This is a genomic window from Geomonas oryzae, from assembly GCF_004117875.1.
GTDB classification, from domain to species: Bacteria; Desulfobacterota; Desulfuromonadia; order Geobacterales; family Geobacteraceae; genus Geomonas; species Geomonas oryzae.
Genome location: NZ_RAHW01000002.1, coordinates 293,099 through 308,304 on the forward strand (window position 1 = coordinate 293,099; position 15,206 = coordinate 308,304).

A 15,206-nucleotide genomic window follows, 5' to 3' on the forward strand; every position below is an offset into this window, starting at 1 on the left:
GCGGTAGGTGGCCGAAGTGTTAATGAGTATAGACGCCGCCTTGAAAGTTGTCAAAAAACCCCGCCGCAGCTAGACCCCGAGGATCGCCCCTTCCAGCAGTCCGGAATCGCTCACCTTGAAGCTTTCGAAACCGAAGACGCGCATGGTGGTCAGCACCACCAGCACTCCGGCGACGATGAGGTCCTCCCTCCCCGGCTCGAGTCCCGGCACCAGGAGGCGCTCCTGAGGCGTCAGGGGAAGCAGCCGCTCGAACATCGCCTCGACCTTCGCAAGCGGCAGGGTGTGGTTGTTCACCCGGCGGTAGTCGTAGTCGGTCATGCCGAGGTCGATGGCGGCCAGGGTGGTAGCGGTCCCGGCGGTGCCGACCAGGGTCGCGGCGGCAAAACGCTCGAGATGCCCTTCCCCCTGAAGTTCCCTTTTGAGCCCTTCGAGTTCGCGCCTGATCTTGTCCTCCATGGCGGCGACGCTCCCCTTCCCTTCCGTGAGACGCACCACCCCTATGGGAAGGCTGCGCGAGAATAAAGGCTGCTGCCGCGCGGCCAGCGTGTACTCGGTACTCCCCCCTCCGACGTCGAAAACGGCAAGATCCTCGTCCTTGTTGTCGAGGATGGAGGCGACCCCTCTGAGGGTGAGGACTGCCTCCTCGTTGCCGTCGATCACCTCGAGGGTGATGCCGGTCTCTTCCTGCACGCGACGACAGAACTCCGCGCCGTTTTTGGCGTCGCGTACCGCGGAAGTCGTCACGGCTCTCACGCGACGGACGCCGTGTCCCGCCATGTCGGCGGCAAATTCCTTGAGAGCCGCAAGCGAGCGCAACTGCGCCTCTTCCGAGAGCCCGAACTCCCTGGTAAAGCCCCCCCCAAGCCTGGTGATGATCCTTTTCAGCAGGATCTGGCGGTAGGGATCCCGGCCGGCGATCAGGAGGCGCGCGGTGTTGGTGCCGAGGTCGATGGAGGCTACTTTTTCGGTCATGGGGTTATTCCTTTCTTTTGGTTGATCATGGAGAAACCGAGCTGGGCGACCTTTGAGAACGATGTGATCATGTCGCCGTACAAAAGCCCGGAGACGATGCTGCATTTGCCGCTTTTCAGACGGCGCAGGTGACTTGCCTGCAGCTCGCTTTCAAGCGATGCGATCTCAAGCTTTAGCTGGGTCATGTCGGGGGCGTCCTCTCCTTTCAGGACCGCCTCGCAAAGCTTAACCACATCGCCCACGCTCGCCGCAAACCGCTTCAACTCGTCCATCGCGGTCGACGAAAAACGCAATCGCTCTTCCTTCTTGCGCATGAGGTAGTTAAGCACCGCCTCGATGTGGTCACCCACCTGCTCGATCTCGTTCACAAGCTCCAGCATGGCCGGAATCTCCACGGCGCGCTCGAGCGAGAGGGTCTCGCGCGAAAGGGCCACCAGGAACTGGGACATGTCGCGGTGCAGGACGTCGAGGACCACCTCCTTGTCCCGTACCGCGGCGGCTACCTTCGGGTTGAAGCCGTCGAACTGGGAAACGAGGTCGGCGTACATCGAGGCCGCGATGCTCCCCATGCGGGCCAGTTCGTTCCACGCCTGCACGAGGGCGATGGTCGGCGTCTTGATGACGCGCACGTCGATGAAGCGGGGCCTCGGCTCGCTCTCGGAACGTCTCGTCGGGAGGAGCGTTTCGGCGGAACGGGCGAAGAAGCCGATGGTGGGGAGAAACACGAGCAGCGACGCGACGGTGAAGATGGTATGGGCGTTGGCCAGGTGCCGGGCGATATGCGGGCGCATGGCCTGCACCACCGCCTCAGGCGGAGCCCCCTGATGCAGAAGGGTCAGGTCGCCGGGCGAGACCTGGCCGACCAGGCGCAGAAACAGCGGGAAAAAGATGAGCGCGAGCGCGATGGCGCCCCAACTGATGCCGAGGTAGATGATCACCGCACGTTTCGCGGTCTGGCTGCCGCCGATCGAGGCGATGAGCGGGATGAGCGCCGCACCCGCCACTTCGCCAATCACCATGGCGATGGCGGAATCGTAGGAGAGGACACCGGCCGAGGCGAGTGCGATGACGATACCGAGGGTGGCGCTGCCGGACTGCACCACGAAGGTAAGAAGGGCGCCGATAAGGACCGCCACCAGGCGAAGCGAAGGGAGCGTCTGGTGCAGACCCGCGATGATGGCGCTCTCACTGAGCGGCAGGCAGGCCCCCTCCAGGATGGAAAGGCCGAAGAAGACGAGACCGATGCCAAGGAGCATCCGGCCAAGGTTGGAGAGCCTCCTGCTGCGCGAAAAGAAGCTGAAGAACACGCCGAGGGTGATGGCCGGCAGCCCGAGCGCGGAGACCCGGAAGGCGATGAACTGGATGGCGAGCGTGGTGCCTATACCGGTGCCGAGCAATACGCCCAGGGCCTGGTAAAGCGAGAGGAGGCCCGCGTTGACGAAGCCTACCACGAGCACCGAAGCAGCCGGGCCGGACTGGAGCAGCGATGCGAGACAGCTGCCGAGCAAAGGGGCGGTGAGGCGGTTTCCGGTGGTGCGCTCGAGGATGCGGCGCAGACGCTCTCCGGTGACCTTTTGCAGCCCCTCCGACATGGTCCGCATGCCGAGGATGAAGAGCGCGAGGCCGCCGAGGGCCTCTACGATATACGACCAAAAGGTGGGAAACATGGCAAGGCCGGTTCTGGCTCTGTAAAAGCTGTACTACAGCTACAAAAACAATGGGCGCCCGCCGGCGGGAAGCCGGCGGGCGCAATGGTGACTACGAAGATCTTCGGATCCCGCGGACGTCGAGGGAAGCTTCTGCTAACCGGAGACCTTTTCCTTCAGTTCCTTGCCGACCTTGAAGAAGGGAAGCTTCTTGGCCTTTACTGCAATGGATTCGCCTGTCTTGGGGTTCCTTCCGGTATAGGCGTCGTACTCTTTCACCACGAAGCTTCCAAAGCCCCTGATCTCGATCCGGTCACCGGACAGCAGGGCTTCGGTCATCGAAGCGAAGACCGCGTTGACCACCTCCTCGGCTTTCTTGAAGGAGAGGGTTTTTCTGGCAGCGAGAGATTCAATGAGTTCTGATTTGTTCATTGTCCACCTCCGGGGAACCACTTGCTTTAACAACAACCCTTTAAATATTTTTTGGTCAGGAACTTCACGTCGTCGGTGCGTCCCTGCCCGTTGAGAATCGGAATGAGCCTTTCCGCGGCGGAACGCGCCACGCTCGGATGCTCGAGCGACTTGGTCCAAAGCTCCATGGCGCGCTCGGTGTTGCCCGTGGTCTCGTGCAACTCGCCCAGCATGAACTGAGCCTGGTCGGGGAGGATGTCAAGCTCGAGCATCTTCTCCACGACCGCCATGGCCTGCGGATAAGCCCCGCCGCCTGCGTAAAGCTGGACCAGCGCGAGGTATACCGCAGCGTTCTGCGGATTGAGGGCGAGAGCACGATTCAGGAGCTTTTCGCTCTCATGAATTTGGCCGCCCCTGAACATTATAAGTGCCACTTCGTATAATACAATGTCATTTTCACCAGATAACAACATTTCCTGCAAAATTGTGAAAGCGTCGCGGTCGTTACCCTCATGAATCAGGAGGTAGGCGCGGGCGAATTTCGGCCCCATCTCGGCATAGCGACCCGGCAGGTCGCCGGGGAGCGGCTGGACCATGAGGTAGAACTGATCCTCCTCGGAGAGGCTCATTCCCATGGGTGCCGGCTCCTCGTGGTGGTGCCCGCCATGCCCCTTGCAGCTCGTGCAGGAGCCGCCGCTGTGCGGCTTGTAGTTGCCGACACCGGCCGGTGCCGCAGCCGGTGCCGCGGCAGCTCCGGCGGCAGCGCCGCCAGCTGCGCCGGCGGCAGCAGCAGCCGGTGCTGGGGCGGCCGCGGGCTGCTCGAGTTTCAGGGCCTCGGCCTCGGCGCGCGACTTGATGCCGCGGTCGACGGCGAGATCGGCGGCAAGCCGGAAGTGGTCGTAGGCTTTTTGCGCCTCGCCCGCCCTGAGGGCGTGCTCCCCTTCCTGGAGGTTCAACTCGCCCAAGCGGTCGCAGGCAAGGGTGAGCCCCTCACGGATCGCCGCAGCGTCCTGCGTCGCGTCCTCGGGGCAAAGCCTCAGCGCTTCCTCGAAATCGACGCGGGCATCCGCGAAACGCTCCGCCGCGAGGTGCTTCGCACCCTGGTTCTGGTAGTGACGAAAATCCTTCTTGCCGAACAGTCCGAAAAACATGCAGCCTCCGATAATGGTGGAAATAACAAACTCAGATCACATTCGAATGAGTTCGGTAACACTTTCTAGGTGGTACGTCTGCGGGAACATGTCGACCGGCTTGGACCGGGCGACCCGATAGCCGGCGCCTTGCAGTTGCGCGAGATCGCGTGCGAGGGTCGTCGGATCGCAGGAGACGTAGATGATCCGCTGCGGTTCGAGCAGGGCCAGTTCTGCGGCGGCTTCGGCTCCCGCGCGAGGCGGGTCTAGGACGACAAGATCGAACCTCTCCTTGCGCTTCGCCAAACGCCGGACCGCGAGTGCCGCGTCGCTTACCTGGAACGAGACGTTGTCGACCCCGTTTGCCTCCGCGTTGGCCGCCGCGTCCTGGATCGAGGGGGCAAACCCTTCCACCCCGAAGACCTCGGCGGCGTAAGGGGCAAGAGGGATTGAGATGTTGCCGTTGCCGCAGTAAAGATCGAGCACCCGCTCCTTGCCGGTGAGGGCCGCCCACTCCCAGACGGTGCGGATGAGCTCGAGGTTTTGCCGGTAGTTCACCTGGGAGAAGCCGCCGCGACTGAAACGAAGGCGCATCTCCCGTCCCCCCGGAAACAGGTCGGCCGGGATGCGGTAGCTCAGGGAATCGATGCCGAAGGCGCGGATTAACTCCCCCTTCGCCCCCCCCTTCACGTACGCTCCCGACACGGACGGGATGACATCGCGTGCGGCGGCAAGCTCCTCCGCCATCTGCTCCGGCCGCGCCTCGCGGCAGTGCAGGATGGCGATCCCCTCCCCGTCGTCGCCCACGGCGAGATCGAGTTGCTGTACCGCCTCGCCGCGCGGCAGCCGCGACAAAAGAGAGCGGAGCTCACCCGCCATCCGGTTCAACAGCTCGTGGGCCAGGGGACATCCGGCGCCGAAGTCGACTACGTCGTGGGAACCGGTGCGGAAGAAACCAAGCCTCAATGCGCCCTTGTACCGGGAGACCTTCAACTGGACCCTGGAGCGGTAGCCGTAGCACTCCGGCGAGGGGGAAACCGGGAGGACCACCTCGCGCGGCACCTTCCCGATGCGGCTCAAGGTGTCGGTGAAAATGGTCCCCTTGCTCGCCAACTGGTCGACGTAGGAAAGGAACTGCCAGTCGCAGCCGCCGCAGGCGCCGAACACCGGGCAGGAGGGCTCGATGCGCAGCGGGGACGCCGTCACAAGTTCGAGCAGCTCTGCCTCGACGAAGGAGCGCTTCTCCTTGACGACACGGACGCGGGCAATGTCTCCCGGTGCAGTGAAAGGCACGAAACAGGCCTTGCCGTCGAGGCGTGCGAACCCGGCACCGCCGTAGCAAAGGCTGTCGATGGAGACCTCGTGCTCAGCCATGGACGCCCCGCGGGATGAACCCTCTTTTGCGCCCCTGGGCCTTGACGAGTTCGGCCTGCGCGAGTTTTTTAGGGAAACCGGAACCACTGAAATAATCGAGGGAGTGCTCTACGAAATGGGTGATCACCCGGTCGACGGTCTCCTCGACCGAGGCGCCGGCAACGCCCTGATGCTCGATCTCTTTCTGGTAACTGACACAGGCGCCGAGAAGCTTTAAGGCTGTCTCATAGGACGCCTCATCCTGAAACAGGTCCTGAGTGAGAGGCACGTCGCAGCTTATCTTCACCCTCACTTGGTGGTAGTCGCCGAAGTAGCGGCGGGACGCATCGAAGAAACGAACGGTGAGCCCGTTGGAGAGCGGGATCTCCCTGATCAGTTTTGACATGTAAAAGGACACCTCTGGCAGAAATCTCGTCATTTTTTTAGCATGTTATGGGTGTTCTGTAAATAGCGATGATACCGTGAGGAAAATGGAGCAGACGGCGAAAACCAGCTTGCTTTTTTAAGTAAATATTTGTAGACTCGCCTGTTGTTAAAACAAGCCACACATACCGCCAGGAGCGAAAATGAGCAAGGAAGAAGCAATTGAAGTCGAAGGGACGGTCATAGAGCCGCTTCCCAACGCAATGTTTAAGGTGAAGCTGGAAAACGACCACATCGTGCTGGCACACATCTCCGGCAAGATGCGGAAGTTCTTCATCAAGATCCTGCCGGGCGACAAGGTCACCGTAGAGCTCTCCCCCTATGACCTGAGCCGCGGCCGCATCACCTATCGCGCCAAGTAGTCCTCCCCCGTACGTCACCGGCGTCTGTCCCAGCCACACTCAGCTTCGCTGCAAGGCAATACGGATAACATAGACCCGATACCGGTTTAGCGCGCGCCGCCCACGCCGCACGCTAGAGCCCTATCCAAATACCAATTTAGAACGAGGAAGAACCTATGTACACTGCAGCCGATCTGAGAAAAGGCCTGAAGATCGCCATCGACAACGAGCCGTACATCATCACCCACTTCGACTTCGCGAAGCCGGGCAAGGGGCAGGCTCTTTACCGCACCAAGCTGAAGAACATGATCACCGGCTCCACCCTGGACCGCACCTACCGTTCCGGTGAGACCTTCGAGCCCGCACAGCTCGAGGACCGCAAGATGCAGTACCTCTACAAGGAAGACGATCACTACTGCTTCATGGACAACACCACCTACGAGCAGATCCACATCAGCGAAGACGCCATGGGCGACGCCAAGAACTACCTGATCGACAACCTCCCGGTTGACGTGCTCCTCTTCAGGGAGAAGGCGATCGGCGTCGAGGTTCCCAACTTCGTCAACCTCCGCGTCGTGCAGACCGACCCGTGGGTCAAGGGCGACACCTCCGGCAGCGACTCCAAGCCGGCCACCGTCGAGACCGGCTACGTACTGCGCGTACCGCCGTTCATCGAGGAAGGCGAGCTGATCACCATCGACACCCGTACCGGCGAGTACTCCACCAGGGTGAAGGGGTAACGGATGCCGGGAAGTTGGCCACTGGCCAGGCGCTCACAGGCCCTGGCCCAGCGTGGCGCGATCTTCAACAGGATCAGGATGTTTTTCCATGAAAAGGGGTATCTCGAGGTCGAGACCCCTTTTCGCATACCTGCTCCCGCCCCCGAGGCCCAGATCGACGCCATCCCCAGCGACGGCTGGTTCCTGCAGACCTCCCCGGAACTCTGCATGAAGCGCCTTCTGGCCGCGGGCTATCCGCGCATCTTCCAGATCTGCCGCTGCTGGCGGGCCGGCGAGCGCGGCTCGCGCCACTTAAGCGAGTTCACCATGCTCGAGTGGTACCGTGCGCAGGCGGACTACCTCTTCCTCATGGCCGAGACCGAGGAACTGGTCCGTGCCGCCGCCGGGAAGGAAAGCATCGACTACCGCGGCCACAAGATCGACCTTTCGCTTCCCTGGGAGCGGATCACGGTCCGCGACGCTTTCCTGCGCCACACCGACACCACGGCCGAGGCGGCTCTTGCCGACGGGAGCTTCGACGAGCTCATGGTGGAGCGCATCGAACCGCAGCTCGGCCTCACGCGTCCCACCTTCATCTACGACTACCCCGCCAGTTGCTCGGCCCTCGCGAGGCTCAAGGCATCCGACCCAACGGTGGCGGAGCGCTTCGAGCTCTACATCGGCGGGCTCGAGATCGCCAACGCCTTCTCCGAACTGATCGACCCGGTCGAGCAGCGTGCCCGCTTCGAGGCGGAAACGGCCGAGCGCGCGACGCAGGGGAAGCGGACCTACCCGATGCCGGAGAAGTTTCTCGCCGCGCTGTCCGGGATGCCCGAGGCGGCCGGCATCGCCCTCGGGCTCGACCGCCTGGTCATGGTGCTCCTTGACGCCGACTGCATCGACGACGTCGTCGCCTTCACCACCGAAGAGCTCTAGTCAAGCGCGTCCCGTGCGTTCAGCAGTCCCTGTCCTTGCGCACTCCCCCTCCCAACCTCCCCCTCCAGGGGGAGGAGTATGAACCGGCAACGAGTGGCGTCCGGTGAATGGATCCCCCCCCCACCACACCGGCATCACAAATCGTCAACCACATTTCTCGAAGAGGTTGACAACCAGCTTCTCGGCGTGATACACGACCTGCTGGAGGATCGTTCATGGAAAAATTCATCGCTGAAATTGCACAAAGGATCATCGCCGGCGGCTCCATCACGCCCGAGGAGGCCGTCCGCCTCACCGAGGCCGAGGGCTCGGCAATATACGACCTGTTCCGCGCCGCCACCCGCGTCAAGGAACACTTCGTCGGCAACGAAGTACATCTTTGTTCCATCATCAACGCGAAGTCCGGCCGCTGCGCTGAGAACTGCGCCTTCTGCGCCCAGTCCTCGCACCACACAACCGATGCGCCGGTCTACCCGCTGGTCCAGGAGGACCAGATGGTGGAGTGCGCCAAGACGGCCGAGACCAACGGCTCCGCCTGCTTCGGCATCATCACGAGCGGCACCACGGTGAAAGGGCAGGAACTGGAACAGATCCTCGCCGCGCTGCGCCGCATCCGCAAGGAAACCACCATCCTCCCCTCCTGCTCGCTCGGGATCATCGACGAGGAGACCGCGCTCAAGCTGAAGGACGCCGGGATGGACACCTATCACCACAACCTCGAGACCGCAGAGAGCTTCTTCCCCAACATCTGCACCACGCACGAGTACCGCGAGGACGTGGAGACGGTTCGTGCCGTGAAGAAAGCGGGGGTAAAGGTCTGCTCGGGCGGGATCTTCGGCATGGGTGAGAGCGCCGCACAGCGCGTCGAGATGGCCTTCACGCTGAAGGAGCTCGACGTCGACTCGGTGCCGATGAACTTCCTGAACCCGATCGACGGGACCCGTCTCGAGGGGGCCGCCCTCATCAGCGCCATGGAATGTCTCAAGACCATCGCCGTGTACCGCCTGATCCTGCCGGAGAAGCGCATCACCATCTGCGGCGGCAGGGAAAAGAACCTGCGCGACCTGCAGTCCTGGATCTTCTTCGCCGGCGCCAACGGCACCATGATCGGCAACTATCTCACTACGCTCGGGCGCAACGTCGACACCGATCTGACCATGTTCAGCGATCTCGGCCTCACCACGGTGATGTGCGCGCATTAGCACGAAGCGGAAAGGAACCCACATGTCTGCAAAAAGCATCTTCATCACCGGCACCGATACCGGTGTGGGAAAAACCATCGCGTCGGCGACCATCGCCATGCTGCTCAGGAGGATGGGACACAGCGTCGGCGTGATGAAGCCGGTAACGAGCGGCTGCATCGAGCGGGACGGAAAGCTCGTCTCCGAGGACGCCGAACTCCTCTGTTTCGGAGCCGGCGTGCCGGTTACGCCGGACTGCACCCCCTACCTACTCAGAGCCCCCCTCGCCCCTTCGGTCTCGGCAAGCCAGGACGGCGTCCGCATCAACTTCCAGGTGATCAAGGAGGCCTACGACCGGCTCGCCCAGAAGCACGAGTTCGTCATCGTCGAAGGGGCCGGCGGGCTCATGGTCCCCCTCGCCGGAGGACTTCTCGTCGCCGACCTCGCCCTGCACCTGGGGCTCCCCATAGTGGTGGTGGCGCGTCCCAACCTCGGCACCATCAACCACACCCTGCTCACCACCTTCACCGCACGCACCATGGGGTTGAAGGTGAAAGGGGTCATCGTGAACCGCTACCCGGACGCCCCGGACCAGGCCGAGTCCTACGCGCCGCACATGATCGATTCCCTTTCCGGCTCTCAGCTCCTAGGCCTCTTCCCTGAGATCCAGGGAGCCGACGAGCGCGAGACGGTGACCCAGGTCACCGATCGTCTGCTGCAGCACCCGGCAACGGGGATCATGCTGCGCGAGATGTTCGAATAACCAATCGGCAATTGACGGTTGACGATTGACAACGCTTGGCGCTGCCGCCGGTACCTTTACGGTGCGGCGGCAGAACCTTTTCAGGAGGAATGACGTGGTCGAACTGGATACGGAAACTCTCAGGCGCTACGACAGCGACTACCTTTGGCACCCCTTCACCCAGATGAGCGAGTGGGAGGGGGCGGAAAACATCATCATCACCAGGGGCGAGGGCTCCTACATCATCGACTCGGACGGCAACCGCTACCTGGACGGCGTGGCGGCCATCTGGACCAACGTGCACGGCCACTGCAAAAAGGAGATCAACGACGCGATCAAGGAGCAGGTGGACCGGCTCGAGCACGCGACCCTCCTGGGCCTCTCCAACGACCGTGCGGCCCTTCTCGCCAAGCGCCTGATCGATATCGCTCCTTCCGGACTCGCCAAGGTTTTCTATTCCGACAACGGCTCCACTGCGGTGGAGATCGGCGTGAAGATGGCCTTCCAGTACCAGCAGCAGACCGGAAACAAGGACAAGAAGAAGTTCATCCGCTTCGACAACGCCTACCACGGCGACACCGTCGGCTCGATGAGCGTGGGCGGCATCGCCATCTACCACGAGGTCTACGCGCCGCTCCTCTTCCCTACCATCATGGCCCCCTCCCCTTACTGCTACCGCTGCCCGCTCTCGCCGGAGGGGGACTGCACCAAATGCGGCCTGCTCTGCCTTAAAGAGCTCGAGCGCCTCATGGAGGAGCACGCGCACGAGCTGGCGGGACTCGTGATAGAACCCTCGGTCCAGGGCGCAGGCGGGATGATCGTCCAGCCTCCCGGCTTCGTGAAAGGGGTGCGTGAGCTTTGCGACCGTTTCGACGTTCTCATGATCGCGGACGAGGTCGCCGTCGGCTTCGGGCGCACCGGCGCCATGTTCGCCTGCGGCAAGGAAGGGGTGACGCCGGACATCATGGCAATATCGAAAGGAATCTCGGCGGGATACCTGCCGCTTGCCGCGACGCTCACCACCCGCAAGGTCTACGACGCCTTCTGGGGGGATTACAGCGCGCTCAAGACCTTCTTCCACGGCCACACCTTCACCGGCAACCCGATCGCCTGTGCCGCGGCCCTCGCTAGCCTCGATCTCTTCGAAAAGGAGCGCCTCCTGGAGCAGCTTCCCGAGAAGATCGACTACATCCAGGACCGTCTACAGCGGCTCATGGAACTCCCCCACGTGGGAGACGTGCGACAGGAAGGGATGATCGGCGGGATCGAGCTGGTCAGGGACCGCCACACCCGCGAGCCGTATCCCTGGGAGGAGCGCGTCGGGGTGAGAGTCATCATGGAGGCGAGAAAGCACGGCCTCTTCCTGCGTCCCCTGGGCAACGTGATCGTCGTGTTCCCGCCGCTTTCCATCTCCATGGACGAGCTCGCCATCCTCATGGACGGCATCGAGGCATCCATCCGCAGCGTGACCGAATAGTGCGCTGCCATGCCAGGCAGAAACATCTGGCGTCTCGCGCAACCATCCAGTATAAATAGAACTTCCGCCTTGCCCCCTCCTCCGCCTTCGGCGGCTTATTCCATGCACACCCCTCCCCCTCTGGGGGCGGGGAAACCACGGACGGAGACGAGGCCGAGGGGGACAGGCACCTGCGGAGCCAGTCCCCTATTCAAAGCTCAAGGAGCACTTCATGGAACTGATCGACAGCCATTCGCACATATACGGCGAAGAGTTCGCAGAGGATTTCGAGGAGATGATGGCGCGCGCCGAAGAGGCGGGTGTCGGCACCATCATGGCGGTAGGCGCCGACATGGAGTCGAGCATCGCCGCCTGCGAACTCGCCAAGACGCGCGACAACATCTACTGCTCGGTCGGCATCCATCCCCACGACGCAGAGGGGGTGACCGAGGCGGATTACCAGACGGTGCGCGAGCTCGCCCTCAACAACCCGAAGGTCGTCGCCATCGGCGAGGTGGGGCTCGACTTCTTCCGCGACCGCTCCCCACGTCCGGCCCAGGAAGAGGTGTTCCGCCGTTTCATCAGGATGGCGCGCGAACTAGCGCTGCCGCTCATCATCCACGACCGGGACGCCCACGACCGGATCCTCGCCATCCTGAAAGAGGAGAAGGCGGAAGAGGTCGGCGGCGTACTGCACTGCTTCTCCGGCGACCTGGAGATGGCCCGCACCTGCATCGACATGAACTTCATGATCTCGATCCCCGGGACCATCACCTACCCCTCCAACGAGGCGCTCAGGGAAGTGGTGCGCGGCGTGAAGATCGAGAAGCTCATGGTGGAGACGGACGCGCCGTACCTCACGCCGGTGCCGCACCGCGGCAAGCGCAACGAACCGGCCTTCGTGCGCTTCGCGGCGGAGAAGGTCGCCGAACTGAAGGGACTATCGCCGGACGACGTCGGGCGCATCACCTCGTTCAACACGCGCAGGCTTTTCCGGATTGAACCGCCGGCGCAGGACGACACCATCGCCTACATGATAAGAAACTCGCTTTACCTGAACATCACCAACCGCTGCTCGAACCGCTGCACCTTCTGCCCCAAATTCGAGGAACTCTCGGTAAAGGGACACGAGCTGAAGCTCTCGCACGAGCCGAACTACGCCGAGGTGATCGCGGCCGTCGACGCCGCTTCCGATTTCAAGGAGGTGGTGTTCTGCGGCTTCGGGGAACCGCTCATCAGGCTTGATCTGGTCAAGGAGGTGGCGGCAGAGCTGAAGCGGCGCGGACTGAAGGTGAGGATCAACACGGACGGGCAGGCGAACCTCGTGCACGGCAGGAACGTGCTGCCGGAGCTCTCCGGGCTCGTCGACGCGCTCTCGGTAAGCCTCAACGCGTCGGACGCCGAGGAGTACGAGAGGCTCTGCAATACCCCGTTCGGAGGGGGCGGTTTTAAGGGGGTGTGCGAGTTTCTGCGCGAGGCGCCGCGGTACGTGCCGCAGGTGACGGCGAGCGCGGTCACGGTACCCGGGGTGGACGTGGAGAAGGTGCGCAAGCTTGCGCTATTGCTCGGGGTCGAGTTCCGCGAGCGCGAGTACGAAGAGGTGGGCTAAGGTTCATCAAAAGCAAATCCCCCCCGTCCCCCCTTCGCAAAGGGGGGAGCGCGAGGTCACCTGCCGCGCTTCGTGGGAACACTTTCAGCCATCCCCCGGAATTCACTGATAAAGCTGGGCTAAGGGGTGTCACCCGGCGGGATGGTGAAGTAGAAGGTCGCCCCCTCGCCGGGCTTCCCCTCGCCCCATACCGTCCCCCCCATGCGCTCGATCATGCGCCGCACCATGGAGAGACCCAGGCCGTGTCCGGCGAAATCGGAGCCGTGGTGCAGTCGCTGGAATGGCAGGAAGAGCTTGTTCGCCTGCGACATGTCGAACCCGACGCCGTTGTCCTTCACGTAGCAGATCCCGTCGCGCCTGCCGAAAGAGATCACGGTTTCCGGTTTCCCCGCGCTGTACTTCCAGGCGTTCCCCAGTAGGTTCTCCATCACGCTGGCGAGGAGCTTCTCGTCGCCGTTCACCTGCACCCCTTCCTCGATCTCAACGCAGACGGCCCGTTTTACGTCGGTAACCCTCAATTCGGCCACGATACGCTGCGCCATCGCACTCAGATCAACGCAGATCTCCTTGATGGGAGCAATACGCGCCTCGGATATGTCGAGCATCCGGTCAAGCGTCGCTTCCATCCGCTCGCCGCCGCTGATGATGTTCGCGAGGTAATCGCGCGCCGTCTCGTCCAGCCGCCCCCCGTAACCGTCGAGGAGCAGTTCCCCGTACCCGTAGATCACCCTGAGCGGGGTGCGCAGGTCATGCGACACCGAATCGTAGAGGAACTCGAGCTCAGCGTAGGCCTGACTCAGCTCAGCGGTCCGCTCGGAGACGCGCCGCTCCAACTGTTCCGAGGCCTTTCTCAGCTGATCGGAGAGTTTGCGCTCGTTGGCAAGCCGCATGGCGTTGCGGATAGCGACCCCGATCACCGGTGCGACCCCCTGGATCAGGTTCAGGTCGCTTTGCAGCAGCCCACCGTCACGGTTCGCGTCGTCGACGGCAAGGACACCCAGGGCTTCGCCTTCGCAGACTATGGGCGCGCAGATGAACGAGCGTACCCCGAGGGCCACGAAGAGGGAGAAATTCTCGGGAATCGCCTGGTCCCTCACGTCGTCTATGTTGTCGACGAGCATCGGGTTTTGGGTGCGGAAACAGCTGACGATGACCCCGGGCGCGACCGAGTCGTCGAGCGGAAGCTCGATGCGGCGGATCTTCTCCTCGTCCTCCGGGGAGAGCCCGAAACAGCCGCGCAGCAAAAGCGCATTTTTTTCCTTGTCCGCCAGCACCATGATGCCGCGCCCGTAGCCTAGGCGCTTGTGCAGCACCTGGTTCACGCTGGCAAGGATGTCCTCAAGCTCGGTCCGGGTCGAGATCACCTTGCCGATCTCGTTGATGGTGAGAGCGCTGTCGCAGTTCTCCTGTACCTGGGCAAGCAGCTTTTCGCTGGAATTGCGCATGCTGGTGAGCGAGGCAAGCAGGTCCTTGCGCTCGACACGGTTGCCGAGCAGGGCAAGCAGCAGGTAGAAAACCAGACTGCAGATGAGGACCGGCTCCAGCAGGAAATGGCTCAGAAAGAAGGTGGAGACGCAGAGAACGAGCAAAGCGATGAAGGTGATGCGCCGTGCGAGCAACAGGCGCGCAGTCAGTGAGGGGCGCCACCTGATCAGGTACCGGCAGACCTCGCCGCCGTTGAAGACGCATTCGGTATGCTCGATCTCAGGGAAGTCGTGGCCGAAAACGAGAAAGGCGGCCTCGAAAAACCCCATCCTGTTCTCGCACTGGTTCGGATTTTCCCGCACCCCCTCGTTGAAGGCCACCGTGACCTCGATCTCGCGGGAACCGGTCCTGCGGTGCGTGCAGCGTGAAGAGCGGGTGAACCTGGGGGCGACCTTGTTGATGAAGTGAAAGATGTACTCGGGCCCCACCATGCCGAGCATGAAGGAGCGCAGCGGCCCAAGGGCCTCAGGAGATGCGGCGTAGCGGCCAGCCTCACGGGCGATGCCGCGCCCGCCGGTCAACTGCACCAGCCGGTCGTGAAACCGGTCCACCTGGCGCTGCGTGAACCAGTGCCCGGGGTCGGCCACCTCGTGCGGCTTCATACCGGCGTGAGCGAGGAGTGCCGCCGTGTCGATGTGGGGGTATTTCTGCCTGAGGAGCTTCAGGTAAGAGTCGAAAATGCGGCTGTTGTATAGCGGAGTATCGTGCAACGCTGGATTCCATGCCCTTTTAACGCTTCAACGGAGCGTGGAGTTTACCGGCTAAATGCGCGGGAATCAAT

14 protein-coding genes are annotated in these 15,206 nt (G+C 62.6%); 7 read left to right on the forward strand and 7 right to left on the reverse strand.

Annotated features, from left to right (window positions below; all coding sequences use genetic code 11):
* Window positions 1–69: 69 nt before the first annotated feature.
* The 6 genes from D6Z24_RS06010 to D6Z24_RS06035 form a co-directional block, all read right to left on the reverse strand.
* Entirely contained in the window at window positions 70–972 is a 903-nt protein-coding gene (locus D6Z24_RS06010) for a Ppx/GppA phosphatase family protein (RefSeq protein ID WP_129125662.1), read from the reverse strand.
* Window positions 969–2,639: a Na/Pi cotransporter family protein gene (locus D6Z24_RS06015; protein WP_129125663.1), complete on the reverse strand. Its 1,671-nt coding sequence runs from the start codon at window positions 2,637–2,639 to the stop codon at window positions 969–971. Before D6Z24_RS06015 ends, D6Z24_RS06010 begins: the two co-directional genes overlap by 4 nt.
* Window positions 2,640–2,774: 135 nt before the next feature.
* Window positions 2,775–3,050 carry an HU family DNA-binding protein gene (locus tag D6Z24_RS06020; RefSeq protein WP_129125664.1) on the reverse strand — a complete coding sequence of 92 codons (276 nt, stop codon included), beginning with the start codon at window positions 3,048–3,050 and terminating at the stop codon, window positions 2,775–2,777.
* Window positions 3,051–3,076: 26 nt separating this feature from the next.
* Window positions 3,077–4,180, reverse strand: coding sequence for a tetratricopeptide repeat protein (locus D6Z24_RS06025; RefSeq protein WP_129125665.1), 1,104 nt, complete (start codon window positions 4,178–4,180; stop codon window positions 3,077–3,079).
* A 36-nt stretch (window positions 4,181–4,216) separates the two neighbouring features.
* A complete protein-coding gene (gene rlmD / locus D6Z24_RS06030) occupies window positions 4,217–5,533 on the reverse strand; it encodes a 23S rRNA (uracil(1939)-C(5))-methyltransferase RlmD (RefSeq protein WP_129125666.1) in 1,317 nt (438 codons plus the stop codon).
* Complete coding sequence (locus tag D6Z24_RS06035; protein WP_129125667.1) at window positions 5,526–5,918, reverse strand: hypothetical protein; 393 nt, start codon at window positions 5,916–5,918, stop codon at window positions 5,526–5,528. Before D6Z24_RS06035 ends, rlmD begins: the two co-directional genes overlap by 8 nt.
* Before the next feature lie 181 nt (window positions 5,919–6,099).
* Between D6Z24_RS06035 and infA the strand changes: the two genes are divergently transcribed.
* The 7 genes from infA (at window position 6,100) to D6Z24_RS06070 (ending at window position 12,940) form a co-directional block, all read left to right on the forward strand.
* Window positions 6,100–6,318: a translation initiation factor IF-1 gene (gene infA / locus D6Z24_RS06040; protein ID WP_129125668.1), complete on the forward strand. Its 219-nt coding sequence runs from the start codon at window positions 6,100–6,102 to the stop codon at window positions 6,316–6,318.
* A 155-nt stretch (window positions 6,319–6,473) separates the two neighbouring features.
* Window positions 6,474–7,037, forward strand: coding sequence for an elongation factor P (gene efp / locus D6Z24_RS06045; protein WP_129125669.1), 564 nt, complete (start codon window positions 6,474–6,476; stop codon window positions 7,035–7,037).
* Window positions 7,038–7,040: 3 nt separating this feature from the next.
* Window positions 7,041–7,952: an EF-P lysine aminoacylase EpmA gene (gene epmA, locus D6Z24_RS06050; protein WP_129125670.1), complete on the forward strand. Its 912-nt coding sequence runs from the start codon at window positions 7,041–7,043 to the stop codon at window positions 7,950–7,952.
* Between the two features lie 215 nt (window positions 7,953–8,167).
* On the forward strand, window positions 8,168–9,154 hold the full coding sequence (gene bioB / locus D6Z24_RS06055; RefSeq protein WP_129125671.1) for a biotin synthase BioB: 987 nt from the start codon (window positions 8,168–8,170) through the stop codon (window positions 9,152–9,154).
* Between the two features lie 22 nt (window positions 9,155–9,176).
* The gene (gene bioD / locus D6Z24_RS06060) at window positions 9,177–9,896 is read left to right on the forward strand and encodes a dethiobiotin synthase (RefSeq protein WP_129125672.1); all 720 of its coding nucleotides are present in this window, start codon (window positions 9,177–9,179) and stop codon (window positions 9,894–9,896) included.
* 94 nt (window positions 9,897–9,990) lie between these two features.
* Window positions 9,991–11,352 carry an adenosylmethionine--8-amino-7-oxononanoate transaminase gene (gene bioA / locus D6Z24_RS06065; protein ID WP_129125673.1) on the forward strand — a complete coding sequence of 454 codons (1,362 nt, stop codon included), beginning with the start codon at window positions 9,991–9,993 and terminating at the stop codon, window positions 11,350–11,352.
* A gap of 211 nt (window positions 11,353–11,563) precedes the next feature.
* Window positions 11,564–12,940: a TatD family hydrolase gene (locus D6Z24_RS06070; protein ID WP_129125674.1), complete on the forward strand. Its 1,377-nt coding sequence runs from the start codon at window positions 11,564–11,566 to the stop codon at window positions 12,938–12,940.
* 119 nt (window positions 12,941–13,059) lie between these two features.
* Here D6Z24_RS06070 and D6Z24_RS06075 read toward each other — a convergent pair whose 3' ends face one another.
* Window positions 13,060–15,135, reverse strand: coding sequence for an ATP-binding protein (locus D6Z24_RS06075; protein WP_129125675.1), 2,076 nt, complete (start codon window positions 15,133–15,135; stop codon window positions 13,060–13,062).
* Window positions 15,136–15,206 lie beyond the last annotated feature (71 nt).

Bases quoted from the DNA above. Each gene is read 5' to 3' on its own strand.
- D6Z24_RS06010 (WP_129125662.1), bottom strand. From the start codon at position 972: ATGACCGAAAAAGTAGCCTCCATCGACCTCGGCACCAACACCGCGCGC.
- D6Z24_RS06015 (WP_129125663.1), bottom strand. From the start codon at position 2,639: ATGTTTCCCACCTTTTGGTCGTATATCGTAGAGGCCCTCGGCGGCCTC.
- D6Z24_RS06020 (WP_129125664.1), bottom strand. From the start codon at position 3,050: ATGAACAAATCAGAACTCATTGAATCTCTCGCTGCCAGAAAAACCCTC.
- D6Z24_RS06025 (WP_129125665.1), bottom strand. From the start codon at position 4,180: ATGTTTTTCGGACTGTTCGGCAAGAAGGATTTTCGTCACTACCAGAAC.
- rlmD (WP_129125666.1), bottom strand. From the start codon at position 5,533: ATGGCTGAGCACGAGGTCTCCATCGACAGCCTTTGCTACGGCGGTGCC.
- D6Z24_RS06035 (WP_129125667.1), bottom strand. From the start codon at position 5,918: ATGTCAAAACTGATCAGGGAGATCCCGCTCTCCAACGGGCTCACCGTT.
- infA (WP_129125668.1), top strand. From the start codon at position 6,100: ATGAGCAAGGAAGAAGCAATTGAAGTCGAAGGGACGGTCATAGAGCCG.
- efp (WP_129125669.1), top strand. From the start codon at position 6,474: ATGTACACTGCAGCCGATCTGAGAAAAGGCCTGAAGATCGCCATCGAC.
- epmA (WP_129125670.1), top strand. From the start codon at position 7,041: ATGCCGGGAAGTTGGCCACTGGCCAGGCGCTCACAGGCCCTGGCCCAG.
- bioB (WP_129125671.1), top strand. From the start codon at position 8,168: ATGGAAAAATTCATCGCTGAAATTGCACAAAGGATCATCGCCGGCGGC.
- bioD (WP_129125672.1), top strand. From the start codon at position 9,177: ATGTCTGCAAAAAGCATCTTCATCACCGGCACCGATACCGGTGTGGGA.
- D6Z24_RS06070 (WP_129125674.1), top strand. From the start codon at position 11,564: ATGGAACTGATCGACAGCCATTCGCACATATACGGCGAAGAGTTCGCA.